Genomic DNA, 15,619 nt, shown 5'->3' with positions numbered 1-15,619 from the left:
CAGGTTGGTCGTCGTCTCGTGGCCGGCCGCGATCATGAAGCGCAGTGAGACGATCGCCTGGTCCACGGTGCACAGCGGGTCGTCGCCGAGCGTGGCCCGGTATAGCCCTGTGGCGAGGTCGGCCGCCGCGGTGTCTTCGGGCGTTGCCTCGTGCGCCCGGCTGAGCAGCAGTCCGCGCAGATACTCCTCATAGGCGAGCAGCCCTTCGGCCATCGCGGTCTGCTGTTCCTCGGGCAGCGGCACGACCTGCAACGCCAGCCAGGCGTTGTTCCACTCCTTGACGACCGCGCGATCTGCCGCCGGGATGCCGATGACCTCGCTGATCACGGTATAAGGCAGCGGATAAGCGAATTCCTTGAGCAGGTCCGCCGTCCCCGACTCGGACAGCCCCTCGGCCAGCTCGCGGGCGATCGCGCGGATCGACGGCTCGAGCGCCCGCAGCGCACGCGGCGTGAAGTACTCGCTGATGAAGGTACGGAAGCGTGTGTGCTCAGGCCCAGCCACGTTGTAGAGCGCCGGCTGGAAGAACAAGGTGCGTTCCAGGACGGCGCGTGCCTTCGGGGCGAGCGGCACGTGGCCGTCCAGGTTGTGGCGGCTGGTCAACCGCTCGCTCTCGCGCAGCGCCGCGAGCAGCTCTTCGCGCCCGGTGACGATCCATTCATCGAACGACTCGTGATGCGCTACCGGAACCGCCGTACGGCTCTTGGCATAGGCCGCGTAAGGACAGGACCGGAATTGGGGTGACTGCGGGTCGAATATCTCTTCGACTGTCCACCGCGTTGGTCCAGAGCTATTTTCAGGCATCGGGAAATCCTCGGTCTGGGCAAGCATGCGGGAGTCAAGCACATCGCCTGGCAAAGCGGCTGTCAAGTCCGATCCGGCCGTGTTCCGAGGTATTAACAGTGCGGTTTCCGTGACAATTTCTGAATTAAATGTCACGCTTTTTGTACGTTATCGCGCCGGCGCCCGCCCGGTCACGTGGCGACCGGGCCACAGAAGAACCCAGGCCGTCAGCGGCAGTTCACTGATATCCTGGGCGGAGCCAACTCGACGAGTCTTCCCGCTGGCGCGGCAAGGGGGCGTAGACATGAAGCGATGTCCGGCCGTGCGGGCAACCGTGACCGCCCCCAGGTGTACACCGACCGCTGCTCGAGGGAAGTTGACATGCCCGCAGAAAACTCGACCTCCGCGACCGGCCCCGACAGCAAGCTAGTGGGCTCGCGCGGCGCCGCCGAGATGCTGGGAGTGACCGACGCCGCGATCCGCAAGCTGGTCTCCCGCGGCCGGTTCCCTCCCGCCGACGTCCTGCTCGACGGTCGCCGGCTGTGGTGCCGCACCACCATCGAGCGGTACGCCGTACACCGCCGCCGCCCCGGCAGGCCGCGCAAATCCCTCATCGCGGAGACCTTCCAGTAACCGGCGCGCCAGCCCGCTCATGCGTTCCGTAGCCCGGACGCGGTGGCTCGGCGCTGTCGGCGACTGCTGTCCCGGCGAGCGGAACAGTGCTCTGACAATACGCCGTGATGCCGCGTACGGTGGCCGGGTCTCGCACCATCGGAGGTACGCGGTGAGAGGGCGGCACCTTGACCATCGACAGCGACGCGCGTCGATTCGCCGACGATCCGGCTGGTTTCTTCGGTCACTCCTACGCGGCGATGCATTCCGTGCCACACCAGGAGCTGACCGCATTGCAGACCGCCGCGCTGCAGATGCGTTTTGCGCAGCTGCGCGACCGGGTCGCGGTACTCACAACCATGGCCGACGAGCAGGGCATCACCCGGATTGAGCGGATTGACGACGCGGCCCCGCTGCTCTTTCAGCACACCGTCTACAAGTCGTACCCGGTATCCCTGGTGATCGACGGCCGGTTCGACCGGCTCACCCGCTGGTTGGACCGGCTCACCGCGGCGGACCTCAGCAGCGTGGACGTCAGTGGTTGTCAGGGTATTGACGACTGGATGCGGGCTCTGCACGCGCAGACCGACCTGCGCCCGGTGCACTCGTCGGGCACCACGGGCACGATGTCGTTCCTGCCGCGCACCGTCGGCGAGGCCGACCGGATGTTCGTCACCTCGCGCCTCGGCCTGGTCCCGGGCCTCGACCCGTTCGCGGCCGCGGACGCACGCTACCGGCACATCGTCTGGCCCGCGTTCCGGTACGGCGGCAGCGCCATCATGCAGTTCGCGGACTACCTGGTGCGGCACGTCGCGGGCAGCGAGGAGCGGTTCCACGCGCTGCATCCCGGCCGGATGAGCTCCGACGTGCTGTTTCTCGCCGGCCGGCTGCGCGCGGCGCAGGCCCGAGGAGAGGTAGAGGGGCTCGATCCGGGATCGGCGCTACGGGCACGCAAGGCCGAGTTCGATCAGGCGCAGCGGGAGATGGCCGCCGGACGGCCGGCGTTCCTGGCGCGCATCGTGGAGCGGTTGCGCGGCGAACGGGTGCTGTTCATGGGTTCCTGGAGCACGACCTACCAGCTCGCACAGGAGGCTTGTGAGCAGGGGCTGACCGGCGTGTTCGCCGCGGACTCCTCGGTGGTCGGCGGCGGCGGTGCGAAGGGCGTCGTGCTGCCGGACGGATGGGAGCAGGTGATCGAGCGGTTCATCGGTGTGCCGCAGCTGCGCCACTGCTACGCGATGTCCGAAGTCATGGCGACGCACATGATGTGCCCGCGCGGCCGCTTCCACATCGAGCCGTCGACGATCCTGTTCGTCCTCGATCCGCAGAACGGCAGCGTGCTGCCGCGCGAGGGCGTGCGCACCGGCCGGGCCGCCTTCTTCGACCTGCTCGCCGAAACGTACTGGGGCGGGTTCATCACCGGGGACGAGGTGACCGTCGACTGGTCGCCTTGCGCCTGCGGGCTGACCAGCCCGAACCTCGCGCGAACCATCGAACGCTATGGCGACAAGGCCGGCGGCGACGACAAGATCAGCTGCGCGGCCACCGAGAGCGCTCAGCGCGACGCCTTGGACTTCCTCATCGGCGAACTGGTCTGACCTCCAGCGACCGCGGCAGACAGAGCGGAGCGGCGTGATGGCCGACATCACCATCCCGGCTTTCATCCGGGGCAGGACGGTGCGCGAGAACCTCGTGCGGTTCGATGGCCGCGGCGCGAGCCCCTCCTTCCTCGCCCCGGATCCCGAACTGCTGCTCGCCGATCTGCCGCTGCGCGATCCCGGCGCGCTCGGCGAGCTGCACGCTCTGGCCTTCGACGAGATTGTCGACTTCCTCGCGCGGCTGGGCCGGCACCTCGACCCGGACCGCAACGAATTCCTGGCGCAGGCGCTGGAAAACTCGGTCCACTGGTCCGACATGACAGCCCCGCTGGTGCGCAGCGCCTACGCGCAGCTGCCCGCATTGTTCGCCGCTGACACGGTCCGGGAGGTCGCCGACACCGCGATCGGCATCGACCGGCTGGATGGTTGGGTGCAGCTGCGAATGTCGGACGGCAGAGTGGCGGCGATCCGGGCGATGGGCGCACGGGCGGCGCACATCATCGCGGGCAACAGCCCGCTGGTCGCCGCGCTGACCATCGTGCGCAACGCGATCGCGCGCAGCGACGCCGTGATCAAACTCCCGTCCAACGACCCGCTCACCGCCCTCGCGATCGCCCGGACCATGGCCGCGATCGCCCCGCAGCACCCGATCACCCGCCATCTGTCAGTGGCCTACTGGAAGGGCGGCTCGCAGGAGTTCGAGCGGCGGCTCTACCGGCCGGCCCACCTGGAGAAGATCGTCGCCTGGGGCGGTCTGGCCTCGGTGCGGCACATCACCCAATACGTCCAGCCAGGGCTCGAACTCATCGCACTCGACCCGAAGCGCAGCGCGACCGTGATCGGCGTCGATGCCTTCGCGGACACCGCGACGCTCACCGACGTGGCGCGCCGGGCGGCGACCGACGTCGGCGCGCTCAATCAGCTCGGCTGCCTCAACGCCCGAGTGATCTACGTCGCCAGCGGCACCGACGCCGCAGGCCTAGCTCGGGCCAATCAGGTGGGGCAGCTCGTGTACGACCAGATGCAGCTGCTCCCCGCCGCGGTGAGCACCCCGGCGAAGCGGTTCGATCCCGAACTGCGCGCGCACCTTTCCGCCCTGCGCACCAGCCCCGAGTACTACCGGGTCATCGGCGGCAGCCGGGACGAGGGTGCGGTCATCGTGTCGCAACTGAGCGAACCAGTGGACTTTCATACTCTGCTGTCCGGCCGAGTAGCCAACATCGTCCCGGTCGACACTCCGCTGGACGCACTCAAATACGTCAACGCATACACCCAGACGATCGGCGTCTATCCGGAGTCACTCAAATGGCAACTGCGCGACAAGCTCGCGCTGCACGGCGCCCAGCGGCTGACCTCGCTGGGATACGCCGCCTCTGGGAACACCGCGCTGCCGCAGGACGCCATCGAGCCGCTGCGCCGCATGGTGCGGTGGATCGTCGACGAGACCTGCGACACGGCGAAGGTCACACCGCTGTGGTCTGCGATGCCTGAAGCGCTCACTCCCCGCGTTCAGGGCGAGTGAGCAGCGCCTGACAGAGCACTGCCGACTCGTTCCGTACGGCGGGACGAGTCGTGTACAACGTCCGATTTACGCCCATAGCATCCCGGCATCGGGAGGCCACACGGGGAGAGACCGCTGCGCGCTCCCGAGGAAGGGGATTACACGATGCGGGGATCATCCCTCACGGGCGTCACCGAATTCTTCCTGCCGCAGCTGCCGCGACTGCTGCCCTACGCCTACCACCCGCAGGCCGCGCAAATCGAGATAGCCTCGAACGGCTGGATACGCCGTTTCCTGGCGGACACCTTCGCGAGCGAGCCGGATCTGCTGTACTTCCTGCGGCAGCGCAACGGGATCTACGGACCGCTGACCGTTCCGCACGCCACCTACCAGCGCGCTCTGGACATCGCCGACTGGTATCAGTACGTGACGGTCATCGACAGCTTCGTCTCGGACCGCAGCGCCCTGGGCGCCAGCGCCGAAGCCGCCCGCGAGGTCTTCAAGCGGATCCTGGCCGACTTCGACGGGGACCTGCCCACGAACCCTGATTTCCCGTACGGTCGCGCGGGGCAGGATCTGTGGCGGCGCATCAGCCCGGGGCTGAGCGCGGCTCAGGTGCGGCGGTTCGCGGCGAGCCTGGAGGCGTTCCTGCGCGGCTGCGCCACCGAGATCCAGGCCAAGCTGACCGACCGGGTGCCCGACTACGAGACGTGCATGGCCGTCCGGCTAGACAGCTTCGGCTGCGACTTCATCGAGCTGATGACCGAGTACGGCAACGAGGTCGACCTCAGTGAGCTGATCCCCGAGCTCGCCGACGTGCATCTGCACTGCCGCCGCCAGATGATCATCATCAACGATCTGCTGTCCTGGCGTAAGGAACACTCTCAGGACGACAAGATGACGGTCGTCAGAGTCCTGATCGAGCGGGAAGGCCTCGGCCTGCAACAGGCCGTCGATCGGCTGTGCGAGCTGGTCGAGCACCACGAGAAGGCGTACATCGCCGCGCGTGACGAGTTGCTGGCCAGGCCCGCCGGCCAGCGCGAGGACGTGCGCCGCTACCTCAGCGGGCTGGATTACCTGATGGGCGGCAGCCAGGAATTCGAATACCTCACGCCCCGGTACTACGGCGACGGCTCAGTGTGGGACGGCACCACCCACGGCTGGCTCGACCTCAACGCCCCCGTCACCCGCTTCCGGCCGCACCCGTACGCGGCGGACGAATCTTCGCCCGCCGTCGCCGAACCCGCGGCGTCCGAAACCGCTGCCGCGGCACACTCCGGCTCCGGCTCCGGATCTGACACCGAGTCCGACGCCGGCTCGGCGCCGCGAGCCGAACCGCCGGCCAAGCCGCCGGCCGAGGCGACCGGCGCGCGCACTTGGAAAGTGGTGACGGCCCCCGGCGCGGTACCGGTGCTCGGCCACGCCCTGCCGTTGTGGCGCCGTCCGCTGCAGTTGCTGGAGAGCCTGCCCCCGGACGCGGACTTGGTGGAGATCAGGATCGGACCCAAGCGCGCCTACTTGGCGCACCAGCCCGAGTTGGCCCAGCAGATGCTCGCCGACTCGCGCACCTTCGACAAGGGCGGCCCGCTGTTCGAGAAGGCGCGACTGCTCGTCGGCGACGGTCTGGTCAGCTCCGCCTGGGGCCCGCACCGCAGGCAGCGCCGCATGCTCCAGCCCGCCTTCCACCCCTCGCGGATACCTGGCTATATCGCGCTCATGGGTGAGGAGGTGGAGGCCGAGCTTGCCTCCTGGAATCCGGGCGAGCCGCTGGATGTCAGCGAGGTCATGCACGGGCTCACCCTCAAGATCACCGCTCGTACGATGTTCTCCACCACAGCGGGCCGCGAGGCGGTCGACGAGGTCGCATACTGCATGCCGGTCATCATGCGGGGCGTCTACAAGCGCATGATGGCGCCGACCGGCCTGCTGGAAAAGCTGCCCACCCCGCACAACCGCGATTTCGAGCGCGTGCGAGTGCGGATGCGGCAGCTGATCCGGGAGACCGTCGCCACATACCGGGCGTCAGATGCGGCGGACACCGGCGACCTGATGTCCATCCTCGTCAACACCCGGGACGAAGAGACCGGGGAGGGGCTGAGCGACCAGGAGATCCACGACCAGGTGATGACCCTGCTGATCGGCGGTACCGAGACGACCGGGAACACCATGGCCTGGGCCTTCCACACCCTCGCCACCCATCCCGAGATCGAAGAGCGGCTGCACGCCGAACTCGACAGTGTGCTTGACGGCCGGGTGCCCACCTTCCAGGACCTGCATTCGCTGCCTTACACCGCGCGCGTGATCACCGAGACGCTTCGCATGTATCCGCCGGCGTGGCTGCTGACCAGGACCACGACCCGCGAGGCTGAACTGGCCGGCCGCCGGCTCGAACCCGGCACCATCGTGCTCTACAGCCCGTATGCCCTCGGCCACAATCCAAGCACGTATACCGATCCGCACATCTTCGACCCGGACCGGTGGCTGCCCGAACGCGCCGAGCGGCTTCCGCGCGTGGCGAACCTGCCCTTCGGCGGCGGCAGTCGCAAGTGCATCGGCGACAGTCTGGGCATGGCGGAGACCACCATCACGCTGGCGGGCATCGCGTCGCGTTGGCGGCTGCGCACGGTGCCCGGCACCAAGCCCGGCACCGCAGTGCCCCGCGCCTCGCTCGGTACCGGCCCGTTGCCGATGGTGCCCGAACCCCGCGGTCAGTTCGCCGCGCGTTCCGACCTCGCACTATCGGATGCCCGATGAGCGCCGCGCCCGGAATCAGCGAGGCGTCGAGCGTTGACGAAACGCTGGACAGCTGCCGCCGGCTCGTGACGCCCGCGCTGCGGGACGCGGTGCGCCGGCTGCCGCCGGAGGTCGGCGAGATCGCCGAGTTTTCCTTCGGCTGGCGGGATCGCGACGGTACGCCGCGCGAGAGCGGCGGCGGCAAGGGGCTGCGGCTGGCCCTGGCCGTCCTCTCGACGCAGGCCGTGGGCGCCGATTCGCGCAACGCCATCGCGGGAGCGGTGGCGGTCGAGCTGATCCACGCGTTCTCGCTGGTCCACGACGACATCATGGACGGAGACGAGCAGCGGCGGCACCAGGACGCCGTGTGGAAGGCGTACGGCATCGGCCCCGCGGTACTCGTCGGCGACGGACTGCTGGCCCTGGCCCTGGACTCGCTGGCCCGCGCCGCGAGCGAGGAGACCAGGCACTTGGCCATGGCCTCGGTCTCGGCCGCTTTGATCGAACTGGTGAACGGCCAAGCGCAAGACCTGTCCTTCGAAACCCGGCCCTGGACCGGACCGCGGGCCGTGACGGTCGAGGAGTACACCGGCATGGCCGGCGGCAAGACCGGCGCCCTGCTCGGCTGCGCGGCCGGGCTCGGCGCCTTGCTGGGCGGGGCGCCGGCCGAGCTCGTCGCGGCGCTGAACCGGATGGGCCGCCACCTCGGCCTGGCTTTCCAGGCGGTCGACGACCTGCTCGGCATCTGGGGCGATCCGGCGGTCACTGGCAAGCCGGTGTACAACGACCTGCGTCAGCGCAAGAAGACGCTTCCGATCGTCTCGGTGCTCGAGGCGGGCACCGCGTCGGCGCAGCGGCTGCTCGCGTTGCTCGAACCCGAGGATTGCGGCCCGAGCCCGGAAGCGAACCTGCGCGCCGCCGCCGACCTGATCAGCGACGCCGGCGGCCGCTCCTTCACCGCCGCCTCGGCCGAGCGGCACGTGGACCGTGCGCTGGAGATCGTCTCCGAAGTCGCGGTCGATCCTTCAGCGGCGTTCGCGCTGACCGAACTCAGCCGATTCGCCGTGAACCGCTCGCACTAGTCAGGAGGAGCGGGACAACTTGGGATCGGGATACACGCACAGAGCGTGTATCCCGATTCTTAGGGCTAGTGCTAAGAGACGCCCTAGCCGCTCTTGCGCCGGAAGGAGCGCCGACTGCCGGCCGGACCGTGGGCGGAGTGCGCTTTCGACGGGTCCTTGCCAGACACGGAACCGTTGCCGGTCGCGTTCTTCCCCTGCTTACGCTCAAGCGCCTCACGGAACTTGCGCTTCATCTCATCGTCACCGCTCGGCTCTTCCCGCTCAGCGTTCTCGGGATCCGGTGCCTCAGCGGCAACGCGCTTCTCCATCTCGGGCTCGTCCACCCCTGCAGCTTCCCACACCTGCGGAGGAGTTGCGCGCGCTGACCACGCCCCGCGCCGAGGCCGGGGCGGCTGCCGCGCGATCCCGATCACGACTATCGTCGATTCACTCCACAACAGGGCCCTGAGGCGATTGAATTGCCTGCATGGTGTCGTCTCCCAGCCGGAAGTCCGCGACCCGCTCGCTCGCCCTGCGCTCGGTGCTCTGGTTGGGGCTCGCGGTCGGCGTCATCGTCGTCGCTGCCCGGTACGGCGCGGACCGCGTGACCGGTTACGCGTCGGTAGGTGCGCTCATTATGGCGACGTCGCCATTGGCGCCCCGGCTTAAGGCGGTATGGCGGGATCGGGGCGAGCCGAGTAGCGCGGACCAGATCGCCGAGGCCGCGCGGCTGCTGCGCAAGCTGGTCGCGGACAAGTGGCAGCCGAGCGCGCAGTTCCTGCAGATCGGCCGGATCGAAGACAGCATGGCGATCACCTGGCAGAACGCTGAGGGCGGCGGCGCGCACGGACTCATCAGCACCCTGATCGACGACTATCGCACCACGCCGCGCCCGCTGATCGTGCTTGGCGACCAGGGCTCGGGCAAGAGCGCGCTCAGCATTCTGCTGCTGCTTGAGCTGCTTTCCAACGGCCAGAGCGGGGACGGCCGGATCCCCGTCCTGGTTCGCCTCTCGCCCTGGGACCCCGATGTCGACGTCGAGGACTGGCTGATCCGCTCGGTCTACGAGCAGTACGACCTCTACCGGCAGCTGCGGGACACCTCGCGCTACGGTTCCGACGTCGTGGCCCGGCTGCTCGCGGACGGGCGCCTGTTGCCGATTCTCGACGGTCTGGACGAACTGCCGCCGGAAGCGGGCCGCGAGCTCGTCGCGCAGGTCCGCACGGCGAAGATCTTTACTGCGCCGTTCGTGCTGACCAGCCGTGTCGCAGAATACGAGTACGCGGTCGACCGCAAGCCGCCGCGGGGCAAGCAGACGATCCGCCTGCTGCCGATGACGTCGGCCTCGGTGGCCGACTATTTGCGCAACCTCTTCAGCGGCGACCTCGAGCGCTGGCAGCCGGTGCTCGACGACATCGCGGCCGATCCGGACGGCATCACGGCGGCGACGCTGTCCAGCCCCCTGATGCTCTATCTCTGCTACACGCACTTCTACGACAGCAACACCGATCCCGCGGCGCTGCTGGACCGCAGCACTTATCAGACGGTTGAGAATCTTCAGGACTACCTGCTCGACTCCTTCGTGCCCGCGGTGTTCCGCGCCCGCGCCGCCCCGCGCGGCCAGGACGTGCGCCGCGTGCCGTGGCGGTGGGGCCCTGACCGCGCTCGCAGGACCCTGTCCTACTTCGCGCGCTACCTGGAGGACCGGCGCGGCCGGAGCGCTTCGCACGGCGTGGAGGATCTCAACTGGTGGGAGCTGTACCGGCGGGTTCCCCGTTACGTCATCGTCCTCACGCCCACGGTGATCGGGACGCTGGGCTGTGGGCTGCTCGGCCGGGTGGGCTTCGGTCTGTTCGGCCGAGCGGGTATCGGGACGGCATTCGGCCTGACGGTCGGCTTCGTCGGCGGACTCGTACTGGGCATCATCCCGCCCCGGCCGCCGGTGCAGTTCGTGCCGCGCAGCCTGCGCCAGAAGACCGGAAGCAGGCAACTGCTGCTTATGGACGCGGTCCTCGGGGTCATCGGGGCGGTCGCCGGAGCTGTGATCAGCGGCGTGATCGTCTCGCCGGTCTACGGCATTTTCAGCGGCTTGGTCTGGGGGCTCACCTTCGGTCTGGTGCGGCGGTTCACCCGTCCGACCGAGCCGAAGCGGGGCATCTCGCCGCTGGCCGCGCTTCGCGCGGACCGCGATGCGGTCATTTTCGCTTTCCTGCTCGGTGCGCTGGTCGGGGCCGTGGTCGGTGGAATCAACGGTCTAACTTCGCCCGAGCTCGCCGCGCGGCTCGTATACAAGGTCGGACGGCCGGAGCGCGGCCTGATCGGTGCGGGGGTCGGGGTGGTGCTCGGCAGCGCCGGCCTGGGAATGGTCATGATGGCCACCAGCGCCTGGAGCCACTACATCGCGGCCCGCGGTTGGCTCGCGCTGACCGAGCACACTCCGCATCGCCTGATGTGGTTCCTGGAGGACTCCTGCGAGCTGGGAGTGCTGCGGCGGGTGGGAGCCGGTTACCAGATCCGGCACGTGCTGCTGCAAGAACTGCTCGCTCGCGATGATGGCGCTGCGCGCGGATCCGGCTGAATCAGTGGTCGGATCCGAGCCCGTAGGACGTGACCGGGAACGGCGCGGCCATGCCCGCAGGCGCGGTCGTGAACAGCACGCCGGGACCGAGGACCCAGAAAGTCGTGCGGACGGTCCGGCCGCGGCAGCCTGCGGCGACTCGGGGTTCGGCGTGGTATCGGCCCAGCGGGAAGCGGATCCGCGCCCGGCGCGCACCTTCGGCGCCTGAGATGGGTAGGTCTGCGAGATTCAGGTGCACAGTTTCCAGTGCGGGATGCCGCGCGGGTCCGCGTGAGTACGCGAATTCCACGCGCACGCGCGAGCTGTGCCCGCCGGCCCGTTCGGCGGCCTGACGGCGCAGCAGCTGCGCGACGTCGTCCCCGCTCGCGAGGTCATATGCGCGCAGGCGCACGGCGCCGGTGCGCGGGTCCGGGGCCTCTTGCACCCTGAGCCGGACCACCTCGAAGGAAGCTGCGGCGAGGACCCGCGACTGCGCTTCCAGCCAGCGCGGCTCGAATTCGAGCTGTCGCGCGCGAAACCAGCGCCCGGCGGCCAACCGGCCGGCCAGGTACCAGCCTGCCACAACGGCCGCGAGATCGAGCCAGCCGCGAAGACTCGGAATCACCGCGAAACGCGCGACTACGAGCACTGCTAAAGTAATGACGGCTTTGAGCGTCCGCCGCTCGCCCTGCGCGAAAACGATACGCAGGATGGCGACCGGACGCGTCTGCGGGCGCGACGGGATGGCGAGGTCGGGTCTCGATTCACTGGCTGGATATAAAGAAACAGAGGAGTCGGCCACCTTCACCCTCCTCACCCGGAGAGCCAACCGGCAGGGCCTCACGGCTCGTGACTAGCCTACTGCCCATGGGTGGCGCATTCCATGACGCGGTTGTCGTGGCACGTTGCACAGGCATGGCCATCGGCCTCGGGAGCATCGCGCGCTACATGCGTCGTGATGCGCCCCGCGCGATCCGGGCCTTCGACGCCGTGGTGAAACCGCTGATCGACACGGCGCTCGCCGAGGATCCGGAACTATGCCAGGACACGTATCAAGCGCTGCTGGCCACGGCCGTCCGGGTCAACCTGGCGCTGCGCGCGTACACCACGATGGCAGGGCTCGAATTCGATGTCTCGCTCTCGGTGCTCGGTGGAGCGTTCACCCGCGTTTACGACGATCTCTTCGACCATTTCTACCGCGCCGATCTGGACGAGCGCCTCGGCGAGCTGTTTCGCGGCGGACCCTTCGAGCCGCGGTCCGGCCCGGAGGCTCTGGCTTGCGCCATGTTCCGCGCCATAGTCGAGCGGCTGGGACGCGACGGCGAGGACCCCTTCTTCGCGATCGTCGGGCGTCTGCACGACTTCGAATCCGCATCCCGCCGGCAACTAGACCCGCGTGCGTCCGCGGCGGACGTGCGACACATCACCTGGGGCAAGGGTGGCTACGCGGTCCAAGCCCTGTGCGCGCTGTTGCGTCCCGGGCTGGCCGGATCCGAGGCAGAACTGGTCATGGAACTGGGGCACCTGCTCCAACTCATCGACGACCACCACGACCTGGCGACCGACCGCCGGGACGGGGTGGTCACGAGCGTGACGCTCGGGGACGCGACTCTGGGCTCGCTCGCGACTCAGCTGCGCGGGCTTCGAGCCAGCCTGCGCAGGCACTACGGCAGAAACCGGGACCGCCAGCTCTCGGCGATGCTCTTCATCATGCTGCTCGGCGCGTATGCGTCGCACCGCCGTCCTCATCGCCCGGCCCCCGCCGCCGTTCCTGCGCGGGCGACGAGGAGCGTATGGCGGCTGATGTTCGGGGAGGCCGGCCACATGGCGCCGCGACCGGTTGACGATGCCGGGGCGTAACCGGGATGACGCGGGTCAGTTTCGGCCTGGCGAGCTGAGGATGCCACCGGCCAACTGCTCGGGGATCACGCCGGTTTCGGCGAGATTCGCATACCAGAGTGCGCTGTCCTTCTTGGTGCGCTCCTGGGTCTCGTAGTCGACGTGGACGATGCCGAAACGCTTGGCGTACCCGAACGCCCACTCGAAGTTGTCCATCAGCGACCACACGAAGTAGCCGGTCAGCGGCACGCCGGCCTTGATCGCGCGGTGCGCCGCCGCGAAGTGGCGCAGCAGGAAGTCGACGCGCTCGGGGTCGTGCACGCGCTTGACGCCGTTGTGCTCGACGACTTGGTCGCGGTAGGCCGCCCCGTTCTCCATGATCATGATGTCGAACTCGGGGTACGCCTCGTGCGTCGCGACGAGCAGGTCGTAGAGGCCGTGCGGGGCGATGTTCCAGCCCATGTCCGTGTACGGCCCGGGCTGCTCGACGGCCTCGACGCGCGTCGCGCCCGGGTAGGGCGTGCCCTCGGTCGAGTGCTCCGGACCGCGGCGCGCCGTGCCTGTGCAGTAGTAGTTGATGCCCAAGATGTCGATCGGCTGGTTGATCAGCTGCACGTCGCCGTCGCGCACGAACGACCAGTCGGTGATGTGCTTGGTGTCCTCCAGCAGGTCCGGCGGGTAGAAGCCGCGCAGTTGCGGGTCGGTGAACGCGCGGTTCTGGAGCGCCTCGATCTGACGCTTGGCGTCCACGTCCTCGGGGTTGGCGGGATCCGCGGCGTACGCGGTCGCCAGGCAGTTGGTCACCGAGAACTTGGCGTCCGGCCGGGTGACCACCTCGCGCAGTTCGATCAGCGCGAGGCCGTGCGCGAGGTTCAGGTGGTGCACGGCCTGCAATGCCTCCAGTTCGCTGCGGTGGCCGGGCGCGTGCTCGCCGCTCGCGTAGCCGAGGTAGGCCGAGCACCACGGCTCATTCAGCGTGGTCCACACCGCGACGCGGTCGCCGAGGCGCTCGCCCACGACTCGCGCGTACCGGGCGAAGGCGTAGCTGGTCTCGCGGTTGGTCCAGCCGCCGCGGTCCTCAAGCGGCTGCGGCAGGTCCCAGTGGTAGAGCGTGACCACGGGGTCGATGCCGCGTGCGATCAAGCCGTCGACGACCCTCTCGTAGAACGCCAGGCCGGCCTCGTTGACCTCGCCGGTACCGGCCGGGATGATGCGCGGCCACGCGATCGAGAAACGGTAGGCGGACAGATGCAGGCTTTTGATGAGGTCGAGGTCCTCGTCGACGCGGTGGTAGAACTCGACCGCGACGTCGCCGGTGTCGCCGTTCGCGACCTTGCCGGGAGTGTGGCTGAAGGTGTCCCAGATGCTCGCTCCGCGCCCGTCTTCGGTGGCGGCGCCCTCGATCTGGTAGGCCGCGCTCGCGGCGCCGAACGTGAAGCCGTCGGGGAATTGCAGGCCGCTGATACGGAAGTCGCCGGTGGCGCTCATGATGTCGTGTACCCCTCCATTGATGCAGCGCGTCCCGCGATACCCGAGACTGATCCGGTTAAGTATGGCGGACACGCAGCCGCCGCACCTGGCGTGCCCTTCGCCGCCCCAGATGTGCCTCGCGCGACTTGATCCGGTCGAGGTAGGTCATCGTCAGCCGCACTTCCCGCTCGGTACCGGAACCACCTCGTTGGTGAGCGTGCAGTCGATGTCGAGCCCGCCACCGGTGGCGACGAGGTTCACGGCCGACGGGATCGGCGTCGAGGCGTTGGGATAGATCGCCACCACCTTGTAGTCCACCGTCTGTCCGGCCGGCGCGGCCTTGACGCCGGCCACGATGAGCGTCTCGACCTTGTTCATGGCGATGTTGTTGAGCTTGTCGCCCATGGCGACGAAGTTGCGCGGGTTGTTCGCCGAGCCGCCGAACTGCTTGCCCATCAGGTGGCCGCGGGTGTTGGCGAGCGGGTTGCCGGCGTCGAATCCGGCCGGTATGCGCTGAGCCGCTTTCTTCACTCCGGTCATCGTGTTGTCGAAGACGCCCTCGACACCGGTCGCCCGGCACCGCGTGCCGTCACCAAAGGGCTGCATCGCCCAGTACTTGATATTGCCCGCGGCGTTGGTGGGGCTGGGATTCGGGTCGTCGTCCGGGTTCGCGCACCTGGCGTCCTCGGCGGCGGTGGCCAGCTCGTACGCCTCCTTGATCTTGCGCAGCGTCTCCAGCAGCGCGGCCATCCGCTCCAGCAGCTGCTTGGCCTTCTTGAGGTCCTCGATGAACTTGGCGATCTTCGGGGCCAGCTCGGCGATCTTCGCCACGAAGTCGCCGAGCTTGGCCAGCTTCGCCAGCGGGATCAGGTCGACCAGGGTCCACAGGCAGGCCACGACGTCGCCCTTGGTGAAACAGTTCTCGATATCGGTGACGCCCAGGACGTCCAGCAGGAGCTGGCCGCCGTTGTCGATGATGAACGTCTCCAGGTCTGTGCCCGCCAGTGCCTGCGCCGCGGTGTACTGATCCACGCAGGTCTGACCGCAGTTCGCGAGCAGCAACGCCTGGTCGGACGCGGCAAGCGGCGGCTGGCCGGCCTGCTGGCTGGTGACCCGGTTGGCTGCCTCGGCGGCGGCCGCCGCCTGTTCCGCCGCGGCTGCGCTGGCTTGCGCGGCCGTCGCGTCGGCCTGCGCGGTGCTCGCGGCGGTGTTGGCATCGGCCGCGTCCGCGGCGGCGGCGTTCGCGTCGGACTGAGCGGCGCCGGCGTCACTCGAAGCCGAGTCGGCCGCGGCCTGCGCCGCCGCGGCGTCGGTCTCGCTGGCGGTCGCCGCGGCCCGGGCCGCGGCCGCAGAGTCACCAGCCGCCTGTGCGGACGCGTGCGCGTTGGTCGCGTCGAGCTGGGCCTGCGCGTTCATCGCGTGGATCCGGTCATCGGACTGCTTGGTGGCCTGCGCATCCGCAGAG

11 protein-coding genes and 1 pseudogene are annotated in these 15,619 nt (G+C 68.8%); 7 read left to right on the top strand and 5 right to left on the bottom strand.

Going from position 1 to position 15,619, the window contains the following annotated elements; all coding sequences use genetic code 11:
* A pseudogene (locus VN779_RS20630) lies at positions 1 to 804 on the bottom strand (hypothetical protein); the annotation flags it as partial.
* A gap of 360 nt (positions 805 to 1,164) precedes the next feature.
* On the opposite strand from VN779_RS20630, the gene VN779_RS20625 reads away from it, so the two are divergent.
* From VN779_RS20625 to VN779_RS20605, 5 genes are all read left to right on the top strand, one after another.
* Positions 1,165 to 1,416, top strand: a complete 252-nt coding sequence (locus VN779_RS20625; RefSeq protein WP_325725842.1) for a helix-turn-helix domain-containing protein — start codon at positions 1,165 to 1,167, stop codon at positions 1,414 to 1,416.
* Between the two features lie 167 nt (positions 1,417 to 1,583).
* Positions 1,584 to 2,993, top strand: a complete 1,410-nt coding sequence (locus VN779_RS20620; RefSeq protein WP_325725840.1) for a hypothetical protein — start codon at positions 1,584 to 1,586, stop codon at positions 2,991 to 2,993.
* A 37-nt stretch (positions 2,994 to 3,030) separates the two neighbouring features.
* Positions 3,031 to 4,515 carry an acyl-CoA reductase gene (locus VN779_RS20615; protein ID WP_325725838.1) on the top strand — a complete coding sequence of 495 codons (1,485 nt, stop codon included), beginning with the start codon at positions 3,031 to 3,033 and terminating at the stop codon, positions 4,513 to 4,515.
* A gap of 144 nt (positions 4,516 to 4,659) precedes the next feature.
* Complete coding sequence (locus tag VN779_RS20610; protein ID WP_325725836.1) at positions 4,660 to 7,248, top strand: cytochrome P450; 2,589 nt, start codon at positions 4,660 to 4,662, stop codon at positions 7,246 to 7,248.
* Entirely contained in the window at positions 7,245 to 8,309 is a 1,065-nt protein-coding gene (locus VN779_RS20605; protein WP_325725834.1) for a polyprenyl synthetase family protein, read from the top strand. The genes VN779_RS20610 and VN779_RS20605 overlap by 4 nt, the downstream gene beginning before the upstream one ends.
* Positions 8,310 to 8,392: 83 nt before the next feature.
* Here VN779_RS20605 and VN779_RS20600 read toward each other — a convergent pair whose 3' ends face one another.
* A complete protein-coding gene (locus tag VN779_RS20600; RefSeq protein WP_325725832.1) occupies positions 8,393 to 8,632 on the bottom strand; it encodes a DUF5302 domain-containing protein in 240 nt (79 codons plus the stop codon).
* 143 nt (positions 8,633 to 8,775) lie between these two features.
* On the opposite strand from VN779_RS20600, the gene VN779_RS20595 reads away from it, so the two are divergent.
* Positions 8,776 to 10,866: an NACHT domain-containing protein gene (locus VN779_RS20595; protein WP_325725830.1), complete on the top strand. Its 2,091-nt coding sequence runs from the start codon at positions 8,776 to 8,778 to the stop codon at positions 10,864 to 10,866.
* A 1-nt stretch (position 10,867) separates the two neighbouring features.
* On the opposite strand, the gene VN779_RS20590 is transcribed toward VN779_RS20595, so the two are convergent.
* A complete protein-coding gene (locus VN779_RS20590) occupies positions 10,868 to 11,494 on the bottom strand; it encodes a hypothetical protein (protein ID WP_325725828.1) in 627 nt (208 codons plus the stop codon).
* Between the two features lie 218 nt (positions 11,495 to 11,712).
* Here VN779_RS20590 and VN779_RS20585 point away from each other — a divergent pair, with 218 nt between their 5' ends.
* The gene (locus VN779_RS20585) at positions 11,713 to 12,705 is read left to right on the top strand and encodes a hypothetical protein (protein ID WP_325725826.1); all 993 of its coding nucleotides are present in this window, start codon (positions 11,713 to 11,715) and stop codon (positions 12,703 to 12,705) included.
* A gap of 15 nt (positions 12,706 to 12,720) precedes the next feature.
* On the opposite strand, the gene VN779_RS20580 is transcribed toward VN779_RS20585, so the two are convergent.
* Together VN779_RS20580 and VN779_RS20575 are read right to left on the bottom strand one after the other, a co-directional pair.
* Positions 12,721 to 14,172, bottom strand: a complete 1,452-nt coding sequence (locus tag VN779_RS20580) for a GH1 family beta-glucosidase (protein WP_325725824.1) — start codon at positions 14,170 to 14,172, stop codon at positions 12,721 to 12,723.
* A 153-nt stretch (positions 14,173 to 14,325) separates the two neighbouring features.
* A partial coding sequence (locus VN779_RS20575; protein ID WP_325725822.1) for a DNA/RNA non-specific endonuclease occupies positions 14,326 to 15,619 on the bottom strand: 1,294 nt, incomplete at its 5' end.

It is taken from the genome of Actinocrinis sp. (assembly GCF_035605935.1).
Classification (GTDB): Bacteria; Actinomycetota; Actinomycetes; order Streptomycetales; family Catenulisporaceae; genus Actinocrinis.
The sequence above is the reverse complement of the archived record's forward strand: the minus strand, read 5'-3'. Positions and strand labels throughout refer to the sequence as shown.

Excerpts from the sequence above, each read along its gene's own strand:
- VN779_RS20625 (WP_325725842.1), top strand. The coding sequence starts at position 1,165 with ATGCCCGCAGAAAACTCGACCTCCGCGACCGGCCCCGACAGCAAGCTA.
- VN779_RS20615 (WP_325725838.1), top strand. The coding sequence starts at position 3,031 with ATGGCCGACATCACCATCCCGGCTTTCATCCGGGGCAGGACGGTGCGC.
- VN779_RS20610 (WP_325725836.1), top strand. The coding sequence starts at position 4,660 with ATGCGGGGATCATCCCTCACGGGCGTCACCGAATTCTTCCTGCCGCAG.
- VN779_RS20605 (WP_325725834.1), top strand. The coding sequence starts at position 7,245 with ATGAGCGCCGCGCCCGGAATCAGCGAGGCGTCGAGCGTTGACGAAACG.
- VN779_RS20595 (WP_325725830.1), top strand. The coding sequence starts at position 8,776 with ATGGTGTCGTCTCCCAGCCGGAAGTCCGCGACCCGCTCGCTCGCCCTG.
- VN779_RS20585 (WP_325725826.1), top strand. The coding sequence starts at position 11,713 with ATGGGTGGCGCATTCCATGACGCGGTTGTCGTGGCACGTTGCACAGGC.
- VN779_RS20580 (WP_325725824.1), bottom strand. The coding sequence starts at position 14,172 with ATGAGCGCCACCGGCGACTTCCGTATCAGCGGCCTGCAATTCCCCGAC.